This window comes from Massilia soli (assembly GCF_016809835.1).
GTDB classification, from domain to species: Bacteria; Pseudomonadota; Gammaproteobacteria; order Burkholderiales; family Burkholderiaceae_D; genus Telluria_A; species Telluria_A soli.
This window is the reverse complement of the sequence record NZ_JAFBIL020000006.1, coordinates 315,302-326,802: the sequence shown is the minus strand read 5'-3', so window position 1 is coordinate 326,802 and position 11,501 is coordinate 315,302. Positions and strand designations below refer to the sequence as shown.

The following is an 11,501-nucleotide window of genomic DNA, read 5'->3' as shown; positions in this document are numbered from 1 at the left end:
TTTATCTACACCTGCTGGTTTTGTATGAAATGCCGCCAATAGGCGCGTGACATTTTCCTCGATATACTCCGCCTTCTATAATGCACTGAGGAAAATCATGAAGGGCGTCGTATTCACTGAATTTATGGAGCTGGTCGAGTCGCGCATGGGCCTCGACATGCTGGACCGCATCATCGGCGAAGCCGACCTGCCCAACGACGGCGCTTACACGTCGGTCGGCACCTACGACCACGCCGAACTGGTGCGCCTGGTGACGGCGCTGTCCAACGCCACCGGTCTGACCACATCCGACCTGGTGCTGATGTTCGGCGAGCACCTGTTCACCCGCTTCTCGGTTGGCTATCCGGCGCTGTTCGCCGACGTCACCAACTCGTTCGAATTCCTCGAGCGGATCGACGGCGTGATCCACGTCGAAGTGCGCAAGCTGTATCCCGACGCCGAGCTGCCCAGCCTGCAGTGCGCGCGCCCGGCGCCGGGCCAGCTGGTGCTGACCTACAGCTCGCCGCGCGGCTTCGCCGACCTGGCCGAGGGCCTGATCAAGGGCTGCATCAAGCATTTCGGCGAGCCGATCACCGTGGTGCGCACCAACCTTGAAAAGGAAGGCGGCGTACACCGCGCGCGCTTCGACCTGACCACCGGGACGGCATGATCGAACCGGTTGTCAGCACGGTCGCCTCGCGCAGCCTGATCCGAGAGCGCACCGCGCGCAAGGAAGCGGAAACCCTGCTCGAGCAAAAGAGCCGGGAACTGTACGACATCAACCTCAACCTGCGCCAGCTCAACTCCCACCTCGAGGAGAGCGAATCGCGCTACCGCACGCTGGTCGAGCTGATGCCGGACGCGATCTGGATCCATACCGGCGGCCGCATCGTGTTCATGAACCCGGCCGCGCAGCAGCTGTTTGGCGCCAGTACGCCAGAGCAGCTGCTGGGCAGCGAAGCGATCGACCTGATTCCGGAAGATTTCCGCGACCCGATGGCGCGCGCGATTTTCGGCGACCTGGCCGCAGCGCAGCAGCAGCCGCGCTGCGCGCTGCGCGTGACGCGCGTCGACGGCTCGCTGGTCGACGTTGAATTTTTCGGCTGCGCGATCCGCTTCAACGATGCCGAATCGGTGTTGAGCGTCGCCCACGATGTCACCGAGCGGCGCCAGCACGAGATGGCGATCGAACACCAGGCCACCCACGACCTGCTGACCGGGCTGCCGAACCGCGCGCTGTTCCTCGACCGCTTGTCGCTGGCGATCCGCCGCGCCGGGCGCAGTGGCGAAAAGCTGGCGGTCATGTTCGTCGACCTCGACAAATTCAAGAGCATCAACGACACGCTGGGCCACTCCGCCGGCGACGACCTGCTGCGCATGGTCGCTACCCACCTGGGCCAGTGCGTGCGCGGTTCGGACACCGTGGCGCGCCTGGGCGGCGACGAATTCGTCCTGCTGCTCGATAATCCGCTGGGCGACACCACGCCTGCCATGATCGCCGAACGCATCGCCCAGCGGCTTGGCCAGCCGGTCATGCTGGGCGGGCAGGAACACGTCGTCACGGGCAGTATCGGCATCAGTATCTATCCCGAAGACGGCACCAAGGCCGAAGCGCTGCTGCGCCAGGCCGACATCGCGATGTACCGCGCCAAGGAGGGTGGACGCAACAGCTTCCAGTTCTTCACCCAGGAGATGCAGAACCGCCTGGACGCGCGCATGGCGCTAGAACAGGGGCTGCACCGCGCGCTGCAGCGCGACGAGTTCGTGCTGCACTTCCAGCCGCAGGTGGACTTGCGCAGCGGCCGCATCGTCGGCATGGAAGCGCTGGTGCGCTGGCAGTCGCCCGAGCTGGGGCTGGTGCCGCCGATGCAGTTCATCCCGGTGGCCGAAGAGAGCAACCTGATTAACGCGATCGGCCAGTGGGTGCTGAACAAAGCCTGCGCCACCTTGCGCGGCTGGCTCGATGCCGGCGTGCCGGTGGTGCCGATCGCCGTCAACGTGGCGGCGTCGCAGTTCTCCGACCAGGAGATGGACGAGCTGGTGCGCAGCACGCTGGAACGGCACCGGGTCGCGCCGGAACTGCTGGAGCTGGAACTGACCGAGAGCCTGTCGATGGTCGATCCGGAAGCCTCGATCGCGCTGATGCACCGCCTCAAGGCGACCGGCATCGGCATGTCGATCGACGACTTCGGGACCGGCTATTCGAACCTGTCTTACCTGAAGCGCTTCCCGGTCGACAAGCTCAAGATCGACCAGTCGTTCACGCGCGGCCTGACCAGCAACCCGGAAGACCGCTCGATCGTCACGGCGGTGATCAGGATGGCGCACAGCCTGGGACTGCGCGCCATCGCCGAAGGCGTCGAGACCGATGGGCAGCTGCGCCTGCTGGCAGCGGAAGGCTGCGACGAAATCCAGGGCTATTATTTCAGCCGCCCGGTGCCGGAGCAGGCGATGCTGGCGATGCTCGAACGCGGGATGGGCATGGATATCGCGCCGCTGGCGCGCAGCGTCCAGCGCCGCACGGTGCTGCTGGTCGATAACGAGCCGCAGGTGCTGTCGAGCTTCCGCAAGATGCTCGACGGGCAGGGCTTCGAGGTGCTGACCGCGCTCGGGCTGCCGGAAGCGTACGAGCTGCTGGCCGGGCACGAGGTGGGGGTGGTGATTTCGGACCAGGAACTGATCGGGAATACCGGAATCGACTTCTTCCAGCGGATCAAGAGCATGTACCCGCGCGCGGTGCGCGTGCTCTTGACCACCGATACCACGCCGGCCAACCTGGCCGATGCGATCAACAAGGGCGCGATTTACAAGTTCGTCGAAAAGCCGTGGCGCGACGAGGATTTGCTCGGCGTGCTGGCCAGCAGTTTCGCGCATAACGAGCGCTTGTAAGCACAGGCGATGCGCGTGGGGTAAAAAATTCTTCCGCGGGCTTGTCGATCTCGGGTAACTTCATCCGTCGTAAGGATGAAGCACCGATGGTCCATGCCACCTCAACCAGGGAAACGCGATGAACAAACAGATTATCCTCAACCTGCCGGTGAAGGACCTGGATAAATCCAGGGCCTTCTTTTCCGCGCTCGGCTTCAGCTTCGATCCGGAATTGAGCGGCGAGAACGCGGCGTTCATGAATATCGTCGACGGCGCCATCCAGGCCATGCTGACGACCGAACCGTTCTTCAAGTCCCTGATCGACAAGCCCGTGGTGAATGCCAGGGAAGCCAATGAAATGGTCATTTGCCTCAGCTGCGAGAGCCGCGAAGAGGTCGACAGCCTGATCGCCAGGGCGGTCGCCGCCGGCGGCCGTACGCCGCACCCGCCCGAGGACCATGGCTTCATGTACGACCAGGGCTTCGAGGACATCGACGGCCACCTGTGGAACCTGGTCTGGTCGGCGCCCCGGGCCTGAACCGCCCCAACGGCCTTAATCGTGCTCTTCGTGGTCCTCTGGCCGGTGCAGGCGGGGGATCACTTTGACCAGCACGATCCGCGGCCCGTTCATCTTCTTGACCACGATATCGAACTGCGGGAACTCGATCCGCTGCCCCTGTTTCGGGATATCGCCCAGCTTCACCATCAGCAGTCCGCCGACCGATTCCACTTCGTCCATGCCAAGCGTTTCGTTATCGATGTCGATACCGAGGCTGCGTTCGAGCGAGAAGATCGGCAAGCTCGCCTTGCCGATCAGGGTGCCATCGGGCTGGCGCAGCCAGTCGTTTTCATTGAGCCGGAATTCGTCATGGATCTCGCCGACCATCGCGCCGAGCAGGTTGTCGAGGGTGATGAAGCCCACCGGGCGTTTGCCCTTTTCGCCGATCAGCGCGAAGTGCGGCGCGCCTTCGCGGAAGCGGCGGAACATCTGCTGCGCCGGGGTACGCGCCGATACCGTCTCGACCGGGCGCAGGAACGAGGTCAGTTCGGTTATGGTCTTGCCCGATTGCTGGGCGAAGAACAGGTCCTTCAGGTGGATCACGCCAAGCACTTCTTCACCGGTCGCATCGAAATACGGATAGCGGCTGAAGCGGTTGCGCTGCACCGTCTGCATGTTGACGTCCAGCGGCTTGCTGGCGTACAGGGCAATCACCTCGTTGATCGGGCGCATCAGGTCAAGCACCGTCAGCGCGCTGAAATCGAGCGACTGGGCCAGGATGTGGCGTTCGTCGCGGGTGAATTTTTCGCCCGGCTGGCTGGTGCGCAGGATCAGCTTGAGCTCTTCGTTGGAATAGTGCGAGTCGTGCCCGCCGGTGCCGGACAGGCCGGCAACGCGCAGCACGTAGTTGGCGCTGCCGTTGAGCAGGTAGATCGCCGGGTACATCATCCAGTAGAACGCGTAGAGCGGCGGCGCGCACCACAGGCCGACCGCTTCCGGATAGCGGATCGCCAGCGACTTCGGAGCCAGTTCGCCGATCACGATGTGCAGGTAAGAAATCACGCCGAAGGCCACGATGAACGAGATGCCGTGCAGCACTTTGTCGGATTCGACGCCAACGGCCAGGAGCATTGGTTCGAGAATGCGGGCAAACGCCGGTTCGCCGACCCAGCCAAGGCCCAGCGATGCAAGGGTAATGCCGAGCTGGCAGGCCGACAGGTAGGCGTCGAGCTGGCCGTGGACTTTGCCGAGGATGCGGCCACGCACGCCCTGGGTTTTTGCAATCGCGCGAACGCGCGTCTTGCGCAAGGTGACGATGCCGAATTCTGCCGCCACGAAAAAGCCATTAAGCACCACGAGGATGAGGGCAAGTACTACGAGTAGAAAGTTTTCCATGAAGTAAGGTTAATTGAACAGCACTGGCTGTCGAACAGGCATTGTACAGTTCAAGCCGAATGCAAGACACCCTGATGAACTGCCGACATGATCGCCTCGACGGCAGGGTGGGCGATCTTGCGTTCGTTGGAAACGGCGTAGCATTGCTCGCGCACCTCGGGCACCGCGCCGACCAGGGTCGCGCCGAACTGGTCTTTCATGTCGGCGGCGGCCATGCTGGAGGCGAAGAACAGGCCGGCGCCGCGGCGCCCGAACGTGGCCAGCAGCGCATTGTCGTCAAACTCGCCGACCACGTCCGGGCGCACGCCGTGATGGTCGAACCATTCGTCGATCTTGCCGCGCAAGACGTTATTTCTCGTCGGCAGCAGGAACGGCGCGCGGTCCAGGCTGCGCGGGAAGTCGTCGCGGTACGTGGCGGCAAGTTGTTCCGACCCGACCACGATGGTCGGACCTTCCAGCAGCAAGTGGCTAAACACCCGCAGCGGCGTGCCGGAGCGCACCGGACGGTCGGTCAGCACCAGGTCGAGCTTGTGCAGCGCCAGGTCGGTGAGCAAGCCGTCGAACGGGCCTTCGTTGCACACCAGCCTGACCGGCGGCGTCATCTGCAAGGTCGCTTCGAGCAAGCGGAACGCGGTCGGCTTGGGCAGCGAATCGGAAATGCCGATCGTCAGGCGGTTGCGCTTGGTTTCGGCCTGGGCGAGCGCGTCCTGCATCTGTTCGCCAAGCAGGAATATTTGATCGGCGTAGGATAGCGCGGTGCGGCCGGCCTCGGTGAGCACCAGGCGCCGGCCCTGCTGGGTAAACAGCGACTTGCCCAGCGATTGCTCCAGCAGGCCGAGCTGGGTGCTGACGGTCTGGATGGCCAGGCCCATCCGGGTGGCGGCGCGGGTGATGCCGCCTTCCTTGGCCACCACCCAGAAATAGTAGAGATGCCGAAAGTTGACGCCGGTATCCTTCATCTCGCTTCCGTTTTTACGAAGTAATGCTTCAATTATCTCCTATTTTTAAATCGGCTCTGGCAAACTACACTCCTTCGGTTAAACAAAAATATAAGAGGGAAGATTTTATGAAGCATTTTCGGTGGTCGTTTATTGTCGCAATCGTCTGTCTCGGCGTGGCGGGATGGTGGGGTTACCAGAACGCAGGCCTGGGCGGTGCGCTGACCGCGCTCGGCATTGCGGTGATCCTGAGCGTGATGGAAGTGTCGCTGTCGTTCGATAACGCGGTGGTCAATGCGTCGGTGCTCAAGAACTGGGACGCGTTCTGGAAAAAGCTGTTCCTCGGCGTGGGCATCATCATCGCCGTCTTCGGCATGCGCCTGGTGTTCCCGCTGGTGATCGTGGCGGTGGCCGCCGACCTCGGCATGGCCGAGGTATGGAATCTGGCGCTGACCAATCCGAAGGCATTTTCGATGCACCTGACCAACCACCACGCGGAAGTGGCGGCGTTCGGCGGCATGTTCCTGCTGCTGGTTTTCCTTAACTTCCTGCTCGACGACGAAAAAGAACTGCACTGGCTTGGCAATTTCGAAAAGAAGATCGGCGCCCTGGGCAAGGTCTCGTCGATCGCCGTGATGATCGCGCTGGGCACCCTGATGGCCAGCATCAACATGGTCGAAGAAGCACAGAAGATGATCGTGCTGATCGCCGGCCTGTGGGGCATCCTGATTTACGTCGGCGTCGACATGCTTTCGAGCCTGCTTGAAAAAGGCGAAGAAGAAGGCGGCGAAATGGGCGACATGGTCAAGCGCGGCGGTATCGGCGGCTTCCTGTACCTGGAAGTGCTCGACGCATCGTTCTCGTTCGACGGCGTGATCGGCGCGTTCGCCATCACCAGCGACGTCGTGATCATCATGCTGGGCCTGGCGATCGGCGCGATGTTCGTGCGTTCGATGACCATCTACCTGGTCGAGAAGGGCACGCTGGACCAGTATGTCTACCTCGAGCACGGCGCGCATTACGCGATCGGTATCCTGGCCGCGATCATGCTGGCAAGTATGAAGTTCCATGTGCCGGAAATCTTCACCGGCCTGATCGGCGTGGCATTCATTGCCGCCTCGCTGTGGTCGTCGCTGCGCTACAACAAGCAGCAGCACCTGGAGCAGGTGAAGATGGGCGTTCGCCACCACTAAGCAGGGCGTTGCGCCAGACAGTGCGCAGCGCGTATTGCATCGGTTAGTAACATTTCCCTGGCCTGGTTACCGGACTGGCAGGGGGACAGTTAGCGACTGGTGCAATACGCGCTGCGCATTGTCCGTTTACGGCGAGCCGTTAAAAATCGCTTGACACGGCGGCGCGCCATGTTTACTGTATTAATCAACTAATACACTAGACATCATGCCCATACACTCCGCCAGCCTGTTTTCAATTGCCCCCGGGTCGTCCGAGCCGATCTACCGCCAGCTGGTCGACCAGGCGCAGCGCCTGGTTGCCGGCGGCCAGCTCGCCCCGGGCGACGCCATGCCGTCGGTGCGCGATGTCGCCCAAGCGCTCGCGCTCAATCCCATGACGGTATCGAAGGCCTACGGCATCCTCGAACTGGAGGGCGTGCTGGCGCGCAGGCGCGGCATGGGCATGTTTGTGGCCGACGCACCCAAGGGCAGGCACAGCGTCGCGAGCCGCATCGAACTGCTGCGGCCCACGCTCGAACGCGCCGCGCTGGAGGCGCGCCAGCTCGAACTCGACCCCGACACGGTTCTGTCACTTTTCACCAATCTCCTCAAGGAACAACCATGAGCACTGCGATCCTGCATGCGGAAGGCATCAAGAAATCATTCTCGAGTCGCGCCGTACTCGATGGACTGGACTGGGAAGTAAGGCCAGGCCAGGTGATCGGCCTGCTGGGACGAAATGGCGCCGGCAAGTCGACCTTGATCGAATGCCTGCTGGGCTTGCGCGAGCTCGACGCGGGGGCGGTGTCGATCTGCGGCGAGGACGTGGGCGACCTGTCCGAGGCGGCGCGCGCGGGCATCGGCTACGTGCCGCAGAAGTCCGACCTGTTCGAGTGGCTGACGCCCGACCAGATGCTGGCCTACTTCAAGGCGTTGTACCCGCGCTGGAACGAGGCCAAGGTCGAAGCGCTGCTGGGGCGCTGGGGCTTCGACGCCCCGATGCGCGCCAGGACGATCGGCAAGCTGTCGGTCGGCGAACGCCAGCGCCTGTCGATCATCCGCGCGCTGGCGCACGACCCGTCGCTGCTGGTGCTCGACGAGCCGGTGTCGGCGCTCGATCCGGTCGCGCGGCGCGACTTCCTGCGCGAGCTGATCAACCAGGTGATCGAACGCGATACCACGGTGATTTTTTCGACGCATATCCTGACCGACCTGGAGCGCGTGGCGCTGGATGTGGCATTCCTCAAGGGCGGAAAAATCGCGCTGCAGGGCAACCTGGACACGCTGCTTGAGAAGGCGCGCCGCGTGGTCGGGCCGACATCCGTCATCGACAAGCTGACCGGCGCGGCGCCGCTGGGACGCATGCAGCTGGACGGCGGCACCAGCAGTTTCGTCACCTTCGAGGACGGCGACGCCCTGGCCGCGCGCGAACCAGCGGTACGCGCCGATGCGCTCAGCCTCGAAGACCTGTTTGTCGAGGTGACCCAATGAGCGCCGTGCTGAGCGACTTCGGACTGATCTGGCGCCACGCCGTTGCCCCGAAAATGCTGCGCAAAATCGTGTGGGCGATCTGCGCGCTACTGGCGATCGCGGGCGCCATCCTGGCATACAGCGCAGGCGGCGCGACGCCGCCGCCGCGCCGCACACTGCTGCTGATCCTGCCCTGGTTCATGCTCGGGACGTTGTACTGGCTCGACCTGGTGGCGGGGGCGGTCAGGCAAGTCACGCCTGCCAATGCGCGCCTGGTGCCGCGGCTGCGGCTGCGCGCGATGCAGCTGGTCGGCCTTGTCTGGGGCATGTTCATCGTATTGATCGCGCTGGCGCTGGCAGATGGCTTCGGCCACCCGGCGCTATGGGTCGCGGCTAGCGCGGCGTGGCTGCTCGGCGGGGCGATGGTGCGGGTCGGACTTCAGCGCGGCATACTGCTCATGATGGTCTCGTTCATGGTGCTGCTGCTGCCGCGCCCGGCCATGCTGACGTTGCAGGAAGTTGCGGCCACGCCAGCTGGCAGCGCGGCGTGCGCGGCGTGGCTTGTGTTGCTGGCCTGGTTCGGCAAGCGCTCCCTGTTCCCGCGCGGCGACCGTCATTTCGACCAGCGCGCGGCGGTCGACAAAGGCGCGTGCCAGGTGCAGGGACCGTACATCGCGAACGCGCGTTCAAGCCTGTACATCATGGACCTTGACCGGGTTAGCCGGCAGCGCGGCAGCGCCGGCGAACTTGTGCTGCATGCGCTCGGGCCCGGCGCCCACTGGAGCGTCTCTGCACATATGCTGGTGCTGCTGGCCGCGATCCTGATCGCGGGAAGGTTGCTGATCGAGGCGACCGGCTACGACAGCCGGGCGGTGGCGCCATTTGCCGGCGGCTTCATCATCATGCCGCTGCTGTTGACCTTTGCAGCGATTCCGCAACGGATCGCCGGCCGCGCCGCCGCCAGCCTGGGTGAGCAATCCTTGCTGCGCCTGGCGCCGGCCGCGCCGCGCACCGGCCAGTTTAACCGCGCGATTGGCGTCTCCCTGCTGCGCCGCGCGCTGGGCGAATGGGCGATCGTGACAGTGGCGCTGGTCGCCGTCGTGGGAGCGGTCAATGCGCACCCCGACCTCGCGCTGCTGCAGTTCTCGGTCTGCTTTCTCGCGATGCCGCTGATGACGGTCGTCATGCGCGATTACGCCCGCCAGCCTGCGCTTGGCACGTGGTTCATTTACCTGGCGGCCATTTACCTGGTGGCCATGGCGGGAACGGCGTACTTTGCGATGCTGCGCACGTCGATCGTACCGGTCACCGTCGTCTGCGTCGCTTTCGGCATTGGCGCCACCGCGTGTCTGGCCGCGTCGAGGCAGCGCAAGATGATCGAGGCGCCCGTGGCGTTTCCCGCCGGCCGGCTGGCGGCGTAACTAGCGCGCCGGTTGTTGAACCAGGGCGGAGCCGGCGCCATGCCGCTTCGCTTCGCTGACCGCGGTTACGCGGCCATCGGCATGGAAGGCGATGGCGTTGGCGGCGCCGATTTCTTCCGGCTCCGGGTGCCATTTGTGACCGATGCGCTCAAGGCCCTTCGCCTGCAGCGTCCCGGCAAAGCCGGGTTCGATGTCGGTAACGGCCTCATTGCGCTGGCTCAGGCGCGGCGCGTTCAGCGCGCGCTCGAGCGGCATGCCAAAGTCGACGTGGTTGACGATGGTTTGCAATACCGTGGTGATGATGGTCGACCCGCCGGGTGATCCCAGCGTGAACGCCGGTTTGCCGCCGCGCAGGGCGATGGTCGGCGCCATGCTGCTGCGCGGGCGCTTGCCCGGTTCGGGCACGTTCGGATGCGGTCCGCTGAAATCGAAGTCGGTCAGCTCGTTATTCAGGATAAAGCCGTAGCCAGGCACCGTAATGCCGCTGCCGCCCCACGATTCGATCGTGAAGGTGTAGGCGACCACATTGCCGGCCTTGTCCGACACCGTGAGGTGGGTGGTGTGCGCGTTTTGCGCCAGCACGCGCGAGGCGTGCGGACGCAGCGGCGTGCTGGGATCATTCTGGAAAGGGTATGGGTCGCCGGCACCGGTCTTGCCCAGCACGCGCTCCATCCCGACCTGGCCGCGGCGGCGCGCCGCGTACTCCTTGCTCAGCAGCCCTGCGACGGGAACGTCGACGTACTCCGGGTCGCCCGCATACGCGTTGCGGTCGGCGAAGGACAAGCGGCTCGCTTCCAGGTACAGGTGTTCGGCGGTGGCGCGCGGCAGCGATTTGAGGTTGAATCCTTCGAGGATGTTGAGCGCTTCGCCAATCGCGATGCCGCCGCTGCCTGGCAGTCCCATGCCGTAGATGTCATAGCCGCGGTACGTCGTGCGAACCGGCAGGCGGATGCGCGCTTCGTAATTGGCCAGGTCGGCCAGTGTCATCGCGCCGCCGCGCACCTTGAAGCCGGCGGCGACCGGCGGCTGGTTGACGGCGCCGACAATCGCGCGCGCCATCGGCCCGCTGTAGAACGCACGGTAGCCGCGGGCGGCCAGCTCGCGGTAAGCCCTGGCCATGTCCGGATTCTTCAATACCGTGCCGACCGGAAGTGCTTTGCCGTCCTTCAGGTAGAGCGCGCTGGTGCTGGCGAAGCGCCGGAACTTTGCTTCATTCTGCGCCGTGAGGTGCGCGAAGGTTGCGCTTACTGGAAAGCCTTTGCTGGCCACGCCAATGGCCGGCTGGAGCACCTCTTTGAAGCTCATCGTGCCGTAGCGTGCCAGTGCTTCGTGCCAGCCGCGCACCGTGCCTGGCACACCAACCGAGGCGCCGCTGGCGACGGCGGTGTTGAAATCAATCTCGCGGCCGTTTTCAAGAAACAGCGATGGCGTTGCCGCCGCCGGCGCGGTTTCGCGGTGATCGATCGTGATCACGCGCTTTTCGTCGGCCAGGTAGAGCATCATGAATCCGCCGCCGCCGATACCGCAGCTGAACGGATCGGTCACACCCAGCGTGGCCGCCGCCGCCACCGCCGCGTCGACCGCGTTGCCGCCCTTGTTCAGGATGGCCATCGCGGCGCGCGAAGCCTCGACGCTGATGGTCGCAACAGCGCCGCCAGTGCCGGTCGCGACGGGCGTTCCGGCACAGGCCGGGAGCAGTGACAGGGACAGGGTAGCGGCGAGAACGGTCGTTGAAACTCGGGGCGGCAGTCTGGTCATG

At 64.3% G+C, this 11,501-nt stretch carries 10 protein-coding genes; 7 read left to right on the top strand and 3 right to left on the bottom strand.

What is annotated here, in order from left to right; all coding sequences use genetic code 11:
* Positions 1-97: 97 nt before the first annotated feature.
* The 3 genes from I4X03_RS16495 (at position 98) to I4X03_RS16485 (ending at position 3,385) form a co-directional block, all read left to right on the top strand.
* Entirely contained in the window at positions 98-649 is a 552-nt protein-coding gene (locus tag I4X03_RS16495) for a heme NO-binding domain-containing protein (protein ID WP_223469333.1), read from the top strand.
* Complete coding sequence (locus I4X03_RS16490) at positions 646-2,868, top strand: EAL domain-containing protein (RefSeq protein WP_223469332.1); 2,223 nt, start codon at positions 646-648, stop codon at positions 2,866-2,868. The genes I4X03_RS16495 and I4X03_RS16490 overlap by 4 nt, the downstream gene beginning before the upstream one ends.
* Before the next feature lie 118 nt (positions 2,869-2,986).
* Positions 2,987-3,385 carry a VOC family protein gene (locus I4X03_RS16485; RefSeq protein ID WP_223469331.1) on the top strand — a complete coding sequence of 133 codons (399 nt, stop codon included), beginning with the start codon at positions 2,987-2,989 and terminating at the stop codon, positions 3,383-3,385.
* Between the two features lie 15 nt (positions 3,386-3,400).
* Here the strand turns inward: I4X03_RS16485 and I4X03_RS16480 are convergent, their stop codons facing one another.
* Both I4X03_RS16480 and I4X03_RS16475 read right to left on the bottom strand, forming a co-directional pair.
* Positions 3,401-4,741: a hemolysin family protein gene (locus tag I4X03_RS16480; protein ID WP_223469330.1), complete on the bottom strand. Its 1,341-nt coding sequence runs from the start codon at positions 4,739-4,741 to the stop codon at positions 3,401-3,403.
* Positions 4,742-4,791: 50 nt separating this feature from the next.
* On the bottom strand, positions 4,792-5,700 hold the full coding sequence (locus tag I4X03_RS16475) for a LysR family transcriptional regulator (protein ID WP_223469329.1): 909 nt from the start codon (positions 5,698-5,700) through the stop codon (positions 4,792-4,794).
* Positions 5,701-5,807: 107 nt separating this feature from the next.
* Here I4X03_RS16475 and I4X03_RS16470 point away from each other — a divergent pair, with 107 nt between their 5' ends.
* The 4 genes from I4X03_RS16470 to I4X03_RS16455 all read left to right on the top strand — a co-directional run bounded on the left by I4X03_RS16470 (position 5,808) and on the right by I4X03_RS16455 (position 9,742).
* Positions 5,808-6,872 (top strand): DUF475 domain-containing protein, encoded by a 1,065-nt coding sequence (locus I4X03_RS16470; RefSeq protein WP_223469328.1) that lies wholly within the window; start codon positions 5,808-5,810, stop codon positions 6,870-6,872.
* 205 nt (positions 6,873-7,077) lie between these two features.
* On the top strand, positions 7,078-7,476 hold the full coding sequence (locus I4X03_RS16465) for a GntR family transcriptional regulator (RefSeq protein WP_223469327.1): 399 nt from the start codon (positions 7,078-7,080) through the stop codon (positions 7,474-7,476).
* The gene (locus tag I4X03_RS16460; protein WP_223469326.1) at positions 7,473-8,342 is read left to right on the top strand and encodes an ABC transporter ATP-binding protein; all 870 of its coding nucleotides are present in this window, start codon (positions 7,473-7,475) and stop codon (positions 8,340-8,342) included. The genes I4X03_RS16465 and I4X03_RS16460 overlap by 4 nt, the downstream gene beginning before the upstream one ends.
* The gene (locus I4X03_RS16455) at positions 8,339-9,742 is read left to right on the top strand and encodes a hypothetical protein (RefSeq protein ID WP_223469325.1); all 1,404 of its coding nucleotides are present in this window, start codon (positions 8,339-8,341) and stop codon (positions 9,740-9,742) included. Before I4X03_RS16460 ends, I4X03_RS16455 begins: the two co-directional genes overlap by 4 nt.
* Here I4X03_RS16455 and ggt read toward each other — a convergent pair whose 3' ends face one another.
* Positions 9,743-11,500 carry a gamma-glutamyltransferase gene (ggt, locus tag I4X03_RS16450; protein ID WP_223469324.1) on the bottom strand — a complete coding sequence of 586 codons (1,758 nt, stop codon included), beginning with the start codon at positions 11,498-11,500 and terminating at the stop codon, positions 9,743-9,745.
* Between the last annotated feature and the right edge of the window lies 1 nt (position 11,501).